Below are 15,313 nucleotides of genomic sequence, written 5' to 3'. Positions count from 1 at the left end.
CGTTTTTATCTACGAAGGACTGTTTTGATGCCCCGTTATGTTGCCCCGGAAATCGAAGCGCGCTGGCAGGATGCCTGGGAGAAGGCCGGGATTTTTCAGGCGAAACGCTCCGCCGACAAACCCAAGTACTATGTGCTGGAGATGTTCCCCTACCCGTCGGGCAAGCTGCACATGGGGCATGTGCGCAACTACACGATGGGCGATGTGATCGCGCGCTATAAGCTTTCAACCGGGCATAGTGTTCTGCACCCTATGGGGTTTGATGCCTTTGGTATGCCCGCTGAAAACGCCGCGATGGCGAGCGGCGGCCACCCTAAGGACTGGACCTACGCCAATATCGACACGATGGTCGAACAGATGAAACCGCTGGGGCTGTCGCTGGACTGGTCGCGGATGTTCGCCACCTGTGACGAATCCTACTACGGCCAGCAACAGGCGCTGTTCCTCGACTTCCTTGAAAAGGGTTTGGTCTACCGCAAGAACGCTGTGGTGAACTGGGATCCGGTCGATATGACCGTGCTGGCAAATGAGCAGGTCGAAGGCGGTCGTGGCTGGCGGTCCGGTGCACTTGTTGAGCGCCGCGAGCTGACGCAGTGGTTCTTTAAGATCTCCGACTATTCGGATGAGCTGCTGACCGCGCTAGATACATTGGAGAACTGGCCCGCCAAGGTGCGCCTGATGCAGGAAAACTGGATCGGCAAATCCCGTGGCCTTCAGTTCAGCTTTGTCCGCACTGATGGTGGTGACCCGATTGAGGTCTATACAACCCGTCCCGACACTCTGAACGGTGCGTCCTTTGTCGGCATTTCTCCCGACCACCCGATTGCAAAGGCGCTGGAAGCCGAATCGGCAGAGGTTGCAGCATTTGTTGCCGAGTGCCGCAAAGGCGGCACGACCGAAGAAGCCATCGAAACCGCTGAGAAGCTGGGTTACGACACCGGCATCCGCGTCAAACATCCGCTGAACCCAGATTGGGAGCTGCCGGTCTGGATCGCCAACTTCATTCTGATGGATTATGGAACCGGCGCGATCTTTGCCTGCCCGGCCCATGATCAGCGCGATTATGAGTTCGCTACCAAATACGATTTGCCGATCATCCCGGTGTTTGAGAACCCTGAAGACGACAGCCCGCTGACAGAGGCTTATGTCCCGACCAAGGCAGAGAAAGTTCGCTACATCAGGGGATTCGCCGGCGACGACGACCAAACCGGCGAAGACGCCGTGAATGCCGCCGTCGACAAGGCCGAAGCGGAGGGCTGGGGCGAAGGCGTCACCAAATTCCGCCTGCGCGACTGGGGTCTGTCCCGCCAGCGCTATTGGGGCTGTCCAATCCCCGTGGTGCATTGCCCGGACTGCGGCGTGGTGCCTGAGAAGAAAGAAAACCTGCCAATCGCACTGCCATATGACGAAGACGGCAAGGCGATTGATTTCTCGGTGCCGGGTAATCCGCTGGACCGTCACCCCAGCTGGCGCAACTGTGCCTGCCCCGCCTGCGGCAAGCCGGCGCAACGCGAAACCGACACGATGGACACATTTGTCGATTCGTCTTGGTATTTCGCCCGCTTCACCGCGCCGGACGCGGATACGCCGACCCGGATGGAAGACGCCGAGTACTGGATGAACGTCGATCAGTATATCGGCGGCGTCGAACACGCGATTCTCCACCTGCTCTATTCGCGCTTCTTTGCCCGCGCGATGCAGATCTGTGGCCACCTGCCGGAGAAGGCCATCGAGCCATTTGATGCGCTGTTCACACAAGGCATGGTGACCCACGCCATCTATGAGAACGCAGAGCGACGCACTGAAAACGACCGCTCGATCTATCACTACCCTGAGGAAGTCGAGGAACGGGATGGCGCGACCGTGGTCAAAGAGACTGGTGAAGCGGTCAAAGTCATCCCCTCGGCCAAAATGTCGAAGTCGAAAAACAACGTCGTCGATCCACTGCACATCATCTCATCCTACGGCGCAGATACGGCACGCTGGTTTGTGCTCTCCGATTCGCCTCCGGAACGCGATGTGGAATGGACGGCTTCCGGGGCGGAGGCCGCACATAAGCACCTGAACCGCGTCTGGAACCTCTGTGATCGCATTGGTGAAATGGACCCCGGCGCCAGCGGCAATGGTGATGAGGATCTGCTGCGCGAAATGCACAAGGCGATCCGTGATGTCACCCTCAGCATCGAAACCTTTGGTTTCAATGCGGCAATTGCCAAGCTCTACAGTTTCACCAACACACTGGCGAAATCGAAGGCCGGCACCGCAGCCCAGAAACAGGCGATCATGACGCTGGCCCAGCTGATGTCGCCCATGACGCCGCATCTGGCGGAGGATATCTGGAACCATCAGGGCGGCGAAGGCCTTTGCGCGACCGCCCCCTGGCCGGTGGCGGACGAATCGATGCTGGTTGAAGACAGCGTCACTCTGCCGATCCAAATCAACGGCAAACGCCGGGGCGAGATCACCGTGGCCAAAGATCTGGCCAAGGATGAGGTTGAAAAAATCGCCCTCGCGCATGAAGCTGTACAAAAGGCGCTGAATGGCAGCGCCCCGAAAAAGGTAATCGTTGTGCCAGGTCGGATTGTGAATGTCGTGGCTTAACCTGAAATATCCGGTTGCCGTGGCTGCAGCCTTGCTGGCGGCAGCCTGCGGCTTCACTCCCGTCTATGCCCCGGGGGGCACCGGGTCGGCGCTTTATGGTGTGGTGACGGTTCAGGCCCCGGAAACGATCGGGGCGACCGATGATACCGATGCCTATTTTCTGATTCAGAATCTCGAAACCCGATTGGGGCGCGGGAGTGGTGCAGACTATGCCCTCGATCTGAAACTGCGCACCCAAAGCGAAGGGCAGGCCATTACCGCCGACAATGAAATCACCCGCTATTCGATCGTTGGGCAGGCAGCCTATGTGCTGACCCGGCAATCCGATGGCGTCATTGTTGCCAGTGGCAATGTTGAGAATTTCACCGGCTATTCTGCCACAGGCACTACGGTTGAAACGCTTGCCGGGGAACGTGATGCCCATCGACGCCTGATGGTTATCCTCGCAGATCAAATCACCACTGAGCTGCTGAGCACCGCGGATCTTGCCACCTCCAGCGGTGAACAGCTCTCGGCTCCCCCAAAATGAAACTGAGCCCGCGCGAGGCGGATGGATACTTCGCCAAACCGGATCCGGGCAAGACAGGCCTTTTGATCTACGGTCCCGATACCATGCGCGTCTCATTGAAACGTCAGCAAATGCTGGCGGCGCTGCTTGGCCCCACCGCCGAAGAAGAAATGCGCCTGACCCGGATGCCCGCAGCTGACCTGCGCAAGGATCCTGCGTTGCTGATGGATGCGGTCAAGGCCGTGGGTTTTTTCCCCGGCATCCGTGCCGTGTTTGTCGAAGATGCCAATGAAACTGCCGCCCCTGCCGTGATTGCCGCGCTTGAAGCCTGGCAACAAGGTGATGCCCAGATCATCGTGACCGCAGGGCAATTGAAAGCCACCTCAAAGCTGCGCAAGGCCTTTGAGGGGCACCGCAACGCCTATGCGACCGGTATCTATGACGATCCTCCTTCACGCGGTGAAATCGAGCGCATTCTGGGCGATGCCCGTATCCGCGATGTGCCGGGGGACAGCATGTCTGCGCTGGTTGATATCGCCAATGAGATCGGCCCCGGCGATTTCTCCCGTATGGTGGAGAAACTCGCACTGTATAAATATGAGGACAGCGCCCCGCTGACGCTCGACGACATTCAGGCGATCGCCCCGCAATCAACCGAGGCCGCAGTCGATGATGTCTTGAATATCGTGGCCGAGGGGCGCGGCGCAGAAATCGGCCCGTTGATGGGGCGTTTGCAGGCGCAGGGCACCAATGCGGTGACACTCTGTATTGGGGCAACCCGCCATTTTCGGACACTTTACACCATTGCCTCTGATCCCGGCGGACCGGCGCAGGGTATTGGACGGCTGCGTCCCCCCGCCTATGGCAAGCGCCGTGACAGGCTGCTGCGACAGGCCCAGAGCTGGGGGGCGTTCAAGCTGGAAACCGCTCTGACATTGCTGACCGACACCGATCTGCAATTGCGCTCTGCCGGGCAGACAGCCCCCGCACTGGCATTGATGGAGCGGGCATTGATCCAGCTGGCCCGCCTCAGCCGGGTCGGCTGAGACAATCATCACCTCAGCCAATGAACGCCGCGTTCCTATCACGGCTGCTTGAGCATGGCTTGACCTCACGGCCTTAACTCGGTTCCGTTCCAGGCATAAACCGCAGGGAGATTTCACAATGTACACCGTTATCGGCAAGCAGCTGACGCGCAGCTACCGCGTTCTTTGGGCGCTTGAGGAGCTGGGCCAACCCTATGAGCTGAACCCCGCCCTGCCACAGAGCGAAGATGTCGTCGCCCTCAACGCTTCAGGGAAGGTGCCAGTGTTCAAGGATGGTGAGGACGTGATCACCGATTCGACCGCCATCATCACCTATCTTGCTGATAAACACGGCAAGCTGACCGCCCCCGCAGGCACACTCGCCCGGGCCAAACAGGACGCGATGACGAATCGTCTGCTGGATGAGCTGGACGCGGTGTTGTGGACCGGCGCGCGCCACAGTTTCATCCTGCCCGAGGATAAGCGTGTGCCTGAGGTGAAAGACAGCCTGAAGTGGGAGTTTTCCCGCAATCTGGCGCAGCTGGAACCCTGCATGACCGGCCCGTTTCTGATGGGGGAAGAGCTCACCATTCCCGACATCATCTGCACCCATTGCCTGAACTGGGCCTATAGCGCCAAGTTCCCAATCGAGAGCGACGTCCTTCTGGCCTATAGCAAGCGCATGCGCGCACGTCCCGCGTTTCAGGCGGTAGCAGCGTCGATCACGTAGTCACCCGCCAGATATCGAACTGCTGACCGCCCCGCCCAGCGCCCGGTCGCAAGGCATGCGGTCAGCAGATACCCACCGGTCGGTGCTTCCCAGTCCAACATTTCTCCGGCGCAGAACACGCCCTGGCGCCTGTGAAGCATCAACCCGCCATCGACAGCTTCTGCCAGAACACCGCCCGCTGTGGAGATCGCTTCATCCAGCGGCCGCAGCCCATGATGTCGGATCGGCACTGCCTTCAGCAGCCGCGCCAGTGCTGCTGGCTCAACCGGGAGCGGGCGGGCAAATTCCTGCAAGATCGCCAGTCGCGATGGTGCCAGTTTTGTCGCCTTTCGCAGATAGGTCGAGAGGCTGGATTTTCCCCGTGGGCGCGCCAAGCGCGCGACGACCTGCTCATGTGACAGATCCGGCAACAGATCCATATATAGCTCCGCCCCCTCCCGGACGGCGGCGCAAACCATGTAGATACCGCCCCCTTCCAGGCCTTGTCTGGAGATGACTGCCTCGCCCCGCGACCGGATTGATCCCGCCTGCAGCGCGATCCCCTTCAGCGGCGCCCCGAAATGTGGTGCCATGTGGTCGGACCAGTCGACCAGTAACCCTGCATTGGCCGGTTGAAAGGGCGCCAGTGGCACGTCCTCCCCCGCCAGAGTTGCGGCCCATGCCCCGTCAGAGCCGAGCCGCGCCCAGCTGGCGCCGCCCATTGCCAACACTGTAACCCCCGCTGTGATCACATGAGGACCATCCGGTGTCTCAAACTGCAAGGCCTCGCCGTTCCAGCCCTGCCAACGCCAGCGGGTGCGCCGTTCAACGCCGTAGCCATCCAGACGGGCCAACCAAGCCCGCAGCAGCGGTGAGGCCTTCATTTCGCGGGGGAAAACCCGTCCAGTAGTGCCGGTGAACAGGGTGCTGCCCAGCCCTGTCGCCCAGGCCATTATCTCTGCCGCATCGCAGTCTGCAATCATCGGTGCCAACCAGTCCGCGGCTTCGCCGTAGTGGCTGAGCAGGGTTGCGCGGGCCTCATCCTTCGTCAGGTTCAGGCCGGATTTCCCAGCCATCAGGAATTTTCGTGCAACGGAAGGCTTCGCATCAACAACCAACACGCGGCGACCCGCGGCTCCCAGTTCTTCCGCCGCCCGCAGACCCGCAGGTCCGGCGCCCACGACCACTGCGTCCCAGCTTTCTTGTTGATGTGTCAAATTGACAGTTCCTTAGATACTTATCCTTGCCGATTGCGATGACCGGCGCATGTCCTACGGTTGAAACAGCCATACTGAGAGACTGCGCCAATGTCACCGTCTGCCGATGTCGATCCGACGTGCCCACTGTGCCAGCGGCCAATCCCTACGGAGGTCGCCCAAAGCCTGCATCATCTGATCCCCAAGCTGAAGGGCGGCAAAGGCGGGCCGACAGTGCTACTGCACAATATCTGTCACAAAGAAATCCATGCAGCCCTCAGCGAGGCGGAACTGGCGCGGTCCTTCAATACGATGGAAGCCCTGCGCCAGCATCCAAGATTGGCGAAATTCATCGCTTGGGTACAAAAGCGCCCGCCCTCCTTCCAGTCACGCGTGCCGGGCGGGCGGCGCAAACGCTGATGCCTAGATGCTATACTCGGGCGCAATCTGCCAAAATTGCCTGCGCCATCTCCGCCTCCGCTGCGAGGCTATCCGCCATTAGATCATGCGCCGTTCTCATCAAATCGTCAGAAGCGACAATGCGATCAATCAACCCGAAGATATGCGCCTCATCAGCGCTGATTTTCTGTCCGGCAGCCAGGATCATCTTGGTACGTGCAGGACCGATCAGAGCTGCCATCCGGCGCGCATCGGAGGGTTGCGGACGGTAACCAAGCTTCATCACCGGATAAAAAAACTTCGCCGTCGGCACGGCGATACGCAAATCGCAGGCAAGTGCCATGCCGTTTGCTCCACCGGCCAAAGTACCATTTAGTGCAGCCACCGTCAGACAGGGCAGATCAGCGATAGCGCCCGATAGGTGCTCCCATAGGGGGGACGTCGCCAACCCGGCTCGCGCCGCATCTAGATCAGCTCCGGCGCTGAAGACACGGCCAACCCCGGTAATGATTAACCCACGAGCCTCTTGTGCGCGCTCTGCAATATCACAGAGCTGCTCGAGCATCGCCGCAGTCAGCGCATTCGCCTTGTCCGGTCGATTCAGGGTCACCGTCCACAACCCATTTTCGGCGATATCAAGGTCGATCATATCAGGCCGACCTGCTTGCGGATGCGCTCGTCGCGTAGCGAAATTTCGGTGCCGACCAGATCGTCTGCTGCCTCGGTACACATCCACAACAAGGCGCGCGCAGGCCACTCTGCCGGGATATGATCAGACCACTCCAGTTGGCTGACCGGATTGACGCCGCTGGCCTTGATCACACGCTGCATTTCGGTCGCGACGGTGCCCGGCGACAGCCCCATGGCACGGATGCCGTTGGCGCCCTCTTCATGGTGCAGGCTACGGGTCAGCATCGCGGCTGCGGCCTTGGAGGAGCAATAGGCGCTCCAACCCTCGACAGGGCTATGCGCAGCACCAGAACTGACTGTCAGCACCGTGCCACCACCGGCGGCCTTCATCCCCGACAATACCGCCCGCATTCCGTTGAAAACCCCATTCACATTGATGTCGATCAGCCGTGCCCAGTCGGCAGGATCAGCCGCCTCAAGCCGGGCAATGGGATCAACCACGCCAGCGTTATTGATCAGCACATCAATCCGTCCGAACTGCGCCTCGGTTGCGGCAATAGCCGCAGCGACAGCCGGATAGTCCGCCACATCGCAGGCAAAGGTCAGCACGTTTCCGCCGATCTCCCGAGCAAGGTCTGTCAAGCTGTCCTTGCTCCTTGCCAGCAAGGCCAGATTGGCCCCGGCGGCACCAAACACGCGGGCCGCGTCGGCCCCGATCCCCCGGCTTGCACCGGTTATCACAACTGTCTTGCCCTTGATCTCCATAGTATTAATCTCCAAGTCCCTGTTTTGAAGTGTGGTAGACTGGTTAGGGGGAACGGTCCAGAGTGATGCCCCCTTGACCCGGTACCGCCTCCGGCCAACCATGGCGCAAAATAGACCACGAAAGGTATACTTATGTCCGTTTTCCTCGCCCGCAGCAGCGGTGTTGCGATTGTTATGGCGTTTTCCGCCCAGGCTGCCCTGGCTGATGTAACGGCAAAAGACGTCTGGTCAGACTGGAAGTCCTACATGACCGCCACGGGCTACGCCGTGAGCGGCACCGAAACCATGTCCGGCGATACCCTGACCATATCGGATATCTCTATGGCCATGCCGGTCATGGAAGAAGACACCAACGGCACATTTACCCTGCCTGACATCAAATTCGTCGAGAATGGCGATGGCACTGTCAATATCATGCTGCCTGCTGAAATGCCGATGATGTTCAAAATTGATGGTCCCGAAGGTCTCGTCAGTGGCACCGTTCTGTATTCCCACGATGGCAGCCCGATGCTTGTCTCCGGTGATGCGGATGAAATGACCTACGATTACGCCAGCGGCCTGATGAAAATCGCGCTGAAGGATATGACGGTGCCAGACGCCGACTTTCCGAAAGACGCGATCAAAGTCAACATGACGCTGACGGATGTGGTCACCAAGACCATCATGTCAAATGCGGATACCCGCACCTATACCCAGACCATGACCAGTGAAGCGCTGAATTTTGACGCCTCTGTCGACATCCCTGAAGACGACGGCAGCGGTGCCTTCAAGGGCGCGATGCAGGGGGTAAATTTCACCGGTATCACGACTGTACCTAATGGGTTGGAAAGCACCGATATGGCGGCATTGCTGCGCGGCGGTTTCAGCGCAAAAGGCACGTTTGACTTTGCCAGTGGCAACAGCGCAATCAATGGCCAGGATGGCGCGGATACATTTGCGTTGGACAGCACCTCTGAAGGCGGAACAATCGCCTTTGACATGGGCCTTGATGGGCTGACCTATGACGTGAAACAGAATCGGACCGAAACCAACATCACCAGCTCGGACCTGCCGTTCCCGCTGGCACTGTCGATGGCTGAGGCCGGTTTCAAGCTGACCATGCCTGTTGCCAAATCTGACGAGGAACAGGACTTTGCCCTCGGCCTGGTTCTGCGCGACTTCGATGTGCCGGAAATGCTCTGGGGGATGGTGGATCCAACCGGTGCCCTGCCACATGATCCCGCCACAATTGCACTGGATCTGGCAGGCAAGGCAAAGCTGGCCTTCGACTTCTTTGATCCCGAAGCGATGGCAGAGGTGGAGAATGGCGAACAGGCACCAGGCGAGCTGCACGCGCTGACCGTGAATTCGCTCGAAATCTCCGCCGCTGGGGCCAAGTTGACCGGTACCGGTGATTTTGCCTTCAACAACGACGATCTGAGCACCTTCGACGGCATGCCGGCCCCCTCCGGCGAGGCCAATCTGACCCTAGCGGGCGCCAATACCCTGCTGGACAAGCTGATCGGCATGGGTCTGGTATCGGACAGCGATGCCATGGGCGCACGCATGATGATGGGCATGCTGGCAGTTCCGGGCGATGGCGAAGATACGCTGACCTCCAAGATCGAAGTGACCGAAGACGGTCAGATCAAGGCAAACGGCCAGCGCATCAAGTAATCGCGACACAAGGCTGATCCCTGATTGGGGCCGCGATTTGCGGCCCCTTTTTTCGTCTGCGCTCTTGCAGCATCTGGCCGCGCTGGCTAGCTCTAGGTGACGTTCAACCCATGTAGGTGCCCATGACCCAGACCCCCGAAAGCCTAAGCCACGCACTCCTTGATGCCGCCCGCAAGGCCGGAGCTGATGCTGCCGATGCGATGGTGGCCGAAGGCAGCTCTCTCTCCATCGAGGTTCGTCAGGGCACGCTGGAGCATGCTGAGCGATCAGAAGGCGTTGATCTGGGATTGCGGGTCTTTGTCGGACAACGTCAGGCCTGCGTTTCGGCCTCGGACATGCGGGCCGAAACGTTGACCGCCATGGCCGAGCGCGCCGTCGCCATGGCCCGCGAAGCACCAGAAGATCCCTATGCGGGCCTCGCCGAACCTGGCCAGCTCGCTCAGGACTGGGATTTGGCGGCACTGGAGCTGTTTGATCCAAGTGAGGAACCGGCACCAGCGGCCTTGCAGGAGGATGCGCTTGCCGCTGAGACCGCCGGCTTTGCTGTGCCCGGCGTCACACAGGTGCAATCTGCGGCGGCCGGCTACGGCACCCACAAGGTCCATATGGCGGCGACCAACGGGTTCTCGGGCGGCTATCAGCGCAGCAGCCGGTCGATCTCCTGCACGGCGATTGCGGGCAGCGGCACAGGAATGGAACGCGACTACGATGGCGACTCCCGTACGTTTCAGGGCGACCTGCGCAGCGCCAAAGATATCGGAACACAAGCCGGAGAGCGGGCAATCGAGCGGCTCGGCGCGCGCAAGCCAGAAACCGGCAGTTATCCGGTCCTGTTTGATGAACGGGTCTCCTCCTCGCTGATCGGCCATCTGCTGGCGGCCGTGAACGGTGCCAGTATCGCCCGTGGCTCCTCGTGGCTGAAGGATGCGCTTGGAGAGCAGATCCTGCCTGCGCAGCTCAGCGTAACGGAAGACCCCTTTCGTCCGCGCATCGCGGGATCCCGCCCGTTTGATGGCGAAGGGCTGGCGACGCAACGCCGCGCCATTATCGACAATGGAGTTCTCACAGGCTGGACACTGGACCTCGCCTCTGCGCGCAAACTGGACATGCAAAGCACTGGCAACGCAGCGCGTGGTGTTGGATCGGTGCCCTCGCCGTCCCAGTGGAATATCGCCCTGACGCAGGGAAATAACAGCCGCACCAATCTGATATCCGGCATGGGGACCGGCCTGCTGGTGACCTCCATGATCGGATCAACCATCAACCCCAATACCGGCGACTATTCCCGTGGTGCCGCAGGCTTCTGGGTGGAAAATGGCGAAATTGCCTATCCGGTCAACGAATGCACCATCGCTGGCAATCTGCGCGACATGCTGCGCAGCATCGTGCCCGCCAATGACGCCCGTAGCCACCTGTCTCGTGTTGTGCCTTCGCTGCTGGTCGAGGGGATGACCCTTGCCGGAAACTGACCTCTCCCTGCTGATCCGCGCGGCCGAGCAGGCAGGCGACATCGCCTGCCGCTACAGTGGTCCAGAGGCGCAGAAATGGGAGAAACCCGGCGGTGCTGGACCGGTGACCGAGGCGGACCTTGCCGTCAACGAAATGCTGTCCGAGGTGCTGCAGAAGGCGCGGCCCGACTATGGCTGGCTATCCGAGGAAAGCGAGGACACAGAAACCCGCCTTGACCATGACAGACTGTTCATCATCGATCCGATCGACGGCACCCGCAGCTTTGCCGAGGGGTCGCGCACCTGGGCCCATTCGCTCGCAATTGCCGAAGATGGTGAAATCACCGCAGCGGTCATCTATCTTCCCCAGCGTGACCTGATGTATTGTGCCGCGCGTGGACAGGGCGCGACCCGCAATGGTGCGAAGATCCGGGTTTCCACGCAAGCTGACCTCAACATGGCGAACGTGCTTGCGGCACGACCTGTGCAGGACCCCAAACACTGGCAGAATGGTCAGGTACCAGGCTTCAATCGCAGCCATCGACCGTCTTTGGCCTACCGTATGGCACGGGTTGCAGATGCAGGTTACGACGCGATGCTCACCCTCCGCCCCAGCTGGGAATGGGATATCGCTGCCGGGGATCTGATCCTGCGTGAGGCAGGCGGGTGTTGCAGTGATCGCTTCGGCGGAGAATTGCGATACAACAACCCACACCCGACCCTCAACGGTGTCATCGCCGCGCCGCCGCGCTTGCATGACCAGCTGATCATCGCGCTCGACCCGCAGAGCCCAGGCCTTCGCCCGCTCTGACATGTGCCCCGCAGCAGGACCCCTCTAGCCATGTCGAGACTTTCCGCCGCAACCGAACGTAGTCTCCGCTGGCCGGCCCGGCCGGTGGGCGAAGTGCTGTGGGTCCATGCCTCCTCAGCAGAGCGGTATCTGGCGCTTGGCGATCTGGGCAACCGGATGAAATCCCTGCGCCCGGATCTGTCCGTGCTGGTGACATGGAGCCGGAGCATTACCAACCGCCCCCCCGTCGATGGCTACGATCTCGCTGCGGGTCCGCCGCCCGACGACAGCCCGGCAGAGGTGCGGATGTTTCTGGATCACTGGCGGCCCGACCTGCTGATCTGGTCGGGCGGGGATCTACGCCGCGGCCTTATGCGCCAGATGAGCGAACGCAACCTGGACAGTCTGCTGGTCGATATTGATGCCAGCGAGCTGCCCGACCGCACCAGCCGCTGGTTGCCGGATCAGCGACGCAGGCTGTTTGAACGCTTCACCGAAATCATGACCCCTTCGGATGAGGCACGGACGCAGCTGCTGCGCCTTGGCCTTGCCGCAGACAGGATCCAACGCACGGATCCTTTGCGATTGTCGACCACGCCCCCCGGCTGCAACAGTGATGAACTCACCCATATGCAAGCCACATTGGGCAGCCGCCCGGTCTGGTTTTCATCGCAGACTGAGCTGGACGATCTACCCACGATCCTGAACGCCCACCGCAGCGTATTGCGCCTGTTGCACCGGCTGTTGCTGGTCGTCGCCATGCGTGACGAGCAGGACTTGGCCGCAGCGCGCGATGCCATCATCACAAGCGGCCTGCAGTTAGCCGATTGGGACAGCGGCGAAGAACCTGATGAATACACGCAGGTGTTGCTCAGCTCTGCAGAGGACAGCGGCCTTTGGTACCGGCTATCCCCGCTTTGCCTGCTCGCAGGCAGCCTGCCGTCGCGCGCGAACGGGCAAAACCCATTGGATGCGGCAGCACTTGGTTCCGCTGTCCTACACGGACCGGGTTTAGGAACCTACAGCGCCCTCTACAAACGCCTGACCGAGGTCGGCGCTGCACAGAAGGTCGATGACGTCGAAGATCTGGCACAAGGCGTGCTGAGCCTGTCAGCACCAGATCGCGCCGCCGAGATGGCACTGGCAGGCTGGCAGGTCGTCACCGAAGGCGCCAGCATGACCGACCACCTGATGGATCGCGTCCAGGAGCTTCTGGACAAGCGAGAGGACAGACATGAAAGCCCCTGATTTCTGGCACAAACCAGCCGGACAATTCGATATTCGCAAAACCCTACTGTCCCCGCTGGGCCATATCTACGCCCATGCTACTGCAAAACGGCTGGCTGGCGGCACCCCGCTGAGAGTGGGCGTGCCGGTGATCTGCGTCGGCAATATCAATGCCGGCGGTACTGGTAAGACACCAACAGTCATCTGGTTTCTGGAACGCCTGCGAGACATGGGGCATGAGCCGCATGTGGTCACGCGCGGCTATGGCGGCACGCTTAAGGGGCCGATGCAGGTGGATCCCGGACGCCATCGCGCCAGTCAGGTTGGCGACGAACCGCTGTTGCTCGCCGCCTTTGGTGAGGTGTGGAAAGCAGAAGATCGCGCCGCCGGTGCAGAGGCGGCCGCTGCTGCGGGGGCTACGGTCATTCTCTTGGACGATGGTTTCCAGAACCCGGCCGTGCACAAGGATCTTTCGGTTGTTGTGGTCGATGCCGATCGTGGGTTCGGCAATGGTCATTGCCTGCCCGCTGGTCCCCTGCGCGAACCGGTCACAACAGGTCTGGCCCGTGCCGATCTGGTCTTGTCATTGGGGCACCCCGATGCGCAGGCCCGGTTCCGGGCAGCATGGCAGGACCTGCTGACGGTTTGTCCGCATTACACAGGCGCGCTTGAGCCGCTGAAAACCGGCATGCCTTGGGGCGGAACGCCCGTTTTGGCCTTCGCGGGCATTGGTAATCCACAGAAATTTTTCGACACGCTGCGAGAGCTTGGCGCCGATCTGCGCCGCAGCGAAGCCCTGGACGACCACCAGCCGCTCTCCACCGCGCTGATGACCCGACTGGAAACAGAGGCCAAGCTGATCGGTGCGCAGATGGTCACCACCGAAAAAGACGCCGTCCGCCTGCCGGAGAATTTCCGCAATAAGGTGATAACCCTGCCGGTACGTCTGCAGATCAGCGACGATGAGGCTCTCGTGGCGCGAATTCGCGAAATTGCACCACCTCCACCATAACCACATCTGCAGGCTATATGACGCAAAAAAACCCGCCACGGAGACCGGGCGGGTTTCTGATTCTCATGCCTCCAGAGAGACTGCGGATTAACCGTCCAGCTCGGCGTCGATCAGCGTTTTGAACGCGTCATACGACTGATTTTCGATCTTTTTGCCGTTCAGAATGAAAGAGGGCGTGGATTCGATTCCATGCTCAGTCGCATTCTCCTGATACCAGCTCACAAGGGTCTGTGCCTTGGTGCCGTCCTGCAGGCAGGCTTCAAGCTGCTCTTCTTCCAACCCGGCAAGCCGCCCAATCTTGCGCAGCGCATCGACAATCTCGGTCGCGCCACCGGCACGGGCCCAGTCGGACTGCCCCTTATAGATCAGATCGCTAATTCCAAAGAATTTCTCTGGTCCACCGCAGCGCGCAATCATTGATGCCCACAGGCCATAACGGTCGAAATAAACCTCGCGGTAGATGAATTTCACCTTGCCGGTGTCGATATAGTCCTGCTTCAGCTTCTTATAGGTGCCCTGATGAAAATTCGCACAATGCGGGCAGGTGTAAGATGCGTATTCGATCAGCGTCACCGGCGCATCTTCGGCACCCTGTACCATTTCCACGATGGTGGAGGTATCCACCTCAGTCTCTTGTGCGTAAGCAGCTCCGATCAGCGGATTGCTGGGCATGGACGTGCCGCCCTGCAATGCGGCATAGCCATAGACACCCGCCGCAACTGCGACGGAGGCAAAGATGCCGGACATCAAACGGGTCATTCGTACCCCTTTCTGAGAGTTTTCTGTTTTGTCAGCACATTACGCCCAAGCCGTTCTAAGGCTGCGCGTAAATCATCGCTTTCGACCCCGGTCGCAGCCTCGGCAGCTGCCGCCACATCCTGCGGATCAGGCGCCTGCGGTTTGCGAACCTTCGGGGCATATTTGAAGGAGACCTGCCCCTCGGCAAAACCGGTGGGCGCAGTCTGGGTAATGCGGACCTTGGAAATGGCGTTATAGCCATAGACCGCATTGACCTTGCTGCGCAAAGGTTCCTTCTGCATCTCCAGCATCGGCGCATAGGCGCCGGTGGTCAGCAACGTCAATGTCGCACCAAAACCGCCACGCCCATAGTGAACGTTGACTGGCCGCGCGATAGACGAGATGTCAGGCCCGGCAATCTCTTCCCAGTGGGTCAGCAGACGCGACACAGCAAAACCCCGGCTTTCACCGGCCTTGCGAATCTGATCATTCAGAAGCTGCGATGTTCGCTTGAACCCGCGAGATTTTGTCCGTTGCACTGCCATGCCCGTGGTTTTGCTAGACTGCTCGCCCTATTGTAAAGGGCTGCCATGCGAGAACCAGCGAAAC

Annotated in this window: 15 protein-coding genes; 10 read left to right on the top strand and 5 right to left on the bottom strand. The window is 60.2% G+C overall.

Features of this window, described 5'->3' with window-relative positions; translation table 11 throughout:
- Positions 1–27 precede the first annotated feature (27 nt).
- The 4 genes from leuS to J4721_RS10010 all read left to right on the top strand — a co-directional run bounded on the left by leuS (position 28) and on the right by J4721_RS10010 (position 4,864).
- Positions 28–2,601 carry a leucine--tRNA ligase gene (leuS, locus tag J4721_RS10025; RefSeq protein ID WP_211002528.1) on the top strand — a complete coding sequence of 858 codons (2,574 nt, stop codon included), beginning with the start codon at positions 28–30 and terminating at the stop codon, positions 2,599–2,601.
- Positions 2,588–3,130 (top strand): LPS assembly lipoprotein LptE, encoded by a 543-nt coding sequence (gene lptE, locus J4721_RS10020; protein ID WP_211002529.1) that lies wholly within the window; start codon positions 2,588–2,590, stop codon positions 3,128–3,130. The genes leuS and lptE overlap by 14 nt, the downstream gene beginning before the upstream one ends.
- Positions 3,127–4,155 carry a DNA polymerase III subunit delta gene (gene holA / locus J4721_RS10015; RefSeq protein WP_014876234.1) on the top strand — a complete coding sequence of 343 codons (1,029 nt, stop codon included), beginning with the start codon at positions 3,127–3,129 and terminating at the stop codon, positions 4,153–4,155. The genes lptE and holA overlap by 4 nt, the downstream gene beginning before the upstream one ends.
- 118 nt (positions 4,156–4,273) lie before the next feature.
- Complete coding sequence (locus tag J4721_RS10010) at positions 4,274–4,864, top strand: glutathione S-transferase family protein (protein WP_014876235.1); 591 nt, start codon at positions 4,274–4,276, stop codon at positions 4,862–4,864.
- On the opposite strand, the gene J4721_RS10005 is transcribed toward J4721_RS10010, so the two are convergent.
- Positions 4,837–6,060 (bottom strand): TIGR03862 family flavoprotein, encoded by a 1,224-nt coding sequence (locus J4721_RS10005; RefSeq protein ID WP_211002530.1) that lies wholly within the window; start codon positions 6,058–6,060, stop codon positions 4,837–4,839. The genes J4721_RS10010 and J4721_RS10005 overlap by 28 nt on opposite strands.
- A gap of 90 nt (positions 6,061–6,150) precedes the next feature.
- On the opposite strand from J4721_RS10005, the gene J4721_RS10000 reads away from it, so the two are divergent.
- Positions 6,151–6,459, top strand: a complete 309-nt coding sequence (locus tag J4721_RS10000) for an HNH endonuclease (protein ID WP_027248429.1) — start codon at positions 6,151–6,153, stop codon at positions 6,457–6,459.
- A 10-nt stretch (positions 6,460–6,469) separates the two neighbouring features.
- Here J4721_RS10000 and J4721_RS09995 read toward each other — a convergent pair whose 3' ends face one another.
- The gene (locus tag J4721_RS09995; protein WP_102849845.1) at positions 6,470–7,087 is read right to left on the bottom strand and encodes an enoyl-CoA hydratase/isomerase family protein; all 618 of its coding nucleotides are present in this window, start codon (positions 7,085–7,087) and stop codon (positions 6,470–6,472) included.
- Positions 7,084–7,833, bottom strand: coding sequence for an SDR family oxidoreductase (locus J4721_RS09990; RefSeq protein ID WP_211002531.1), 750 nt, complete (start codon positions 7,831–7,833; stop codon positions 7,084–7,086). The genes J4721_RS09995 and J4721_RS09990 overlap by 4 nt, the downstream gene beginning before the upstream one ends.
- Before the next feature lie 132 nt (positions 7,834–7,965).
- Here J4721_RS09990 and J4721_RS09985 point away from each other — a divergent pair, with 132 nt between their 5' ends.
- The 5 genes from J4721_RS09985 (at position 7,966) to lpxK (ending at position 13,966) form a co-directional block, all read left to right on the top strand.
- The gene (locus J4721_RS09985) at positions 7,966–9,489 is read left to right on the top strand and encodes a DUF2125 domain-containing protein (protein ID WP_211002532.1); all 1,524 of its coding nucleotides are present in this window, start codon (positions 7,966–7,968) and stop codon (positions 9,487–9,489) included.
- Between the two features lie 122 nt (positions 9,490–9,611).
- Positions 9,612–10,958, top strand: coding sequence for a TldD/PmbA family protein (locus J4721_RS09980; RefSeq protein ID WP_061050211.1), 1,347 nt, complete (start codon positions 9,612–9,614; stop codon positions 10,956–10,958).
- Entirely contained in the window at positions 10,945–11,748 is an 804-nt protein-coding gene (locus J4721_RS09975; protein ID WP_102859453.1) for a 3'(2'),5'-bisphosphate nucleotidase CysQ, read from the top strand. Before J4721_RS09980 ends, J4721_RS09975 begins: the two co-directional genes overlap by 14 nt.
- 30 nt (positions 11,749–11,778) lie before the next feature.
- Entirely contained in the window at positions 11,779–12,975 is a 1,197-nt protein-coding gene (locus tag J4721_RS09970) for a 3-deoxy-D-manno-octulosonic acid transferase (protein WP_014876242.1), read from the top strand.
- Positions 12,962–13,966 carry a tetraacyldisaccharide 4'-kinase gene (gene lpxK, locus J4721_RS09965; RefSeq protein ID WP_102875117.1) on the top strand — a complete coding sequence of 335 codons (1,005 nt, stop codon included), beginning with the start codon at positions 12,962–12,964 and terminating at the stop codon, positions 13,964–13,966. The genes J4721_RS09970 and lpxK overlap by 14 nt, the downstream gene beginning before the upstream one ends.
- An 87-nt stretch (positions 13,967–14,053) precedes the next feature.
- Here lpxK and J4721_RS09960 read toward each other — a convergent pair whose 3' ends face one another.
- Positions 14,054–14,725: a DsbA family protein gene (locus tag J4721_RS09960; RefSeq protein WP_102875118.1), complete on the bottom strand. Its 672-nt coding sequence runs from the start codon at positions 14,723–14,725 to the stop codon at positions 14,054–14,056.
- On the bottom strand, positions 14,722–15,249 hold the full coding sequence (locus tag J4721_RS09955; RefSeq protein ID WP_014876245.1) for a DUF721 domain-containing protein: 528 nt from the start codon (positions 15,247–15,249) through the stop codon (positions 14,722–14,724). Before J4721_RS09955 ends, J4721_RS09960 begins: the two co-directional genes overlap by 4 nt.
- Positions 15,250–15,313: the final 64 nt, after the last annotated feature.

Origin of the sequence: Phaeobacter sp. HS011, from assembly GCF_018101215.1 — a bacterium.
Lineage (GTDB): Bacteria > Pseudomonadota > Alphaproteobacteria > Rhodobacterales > Rhodobacteraceae > Phaeobacter > Phaeobacter inhibens.
Note: the sequence above shows the minus strand (reverse complement) of the source record. Positions and strands in the feature narration are given on the sequence as shown.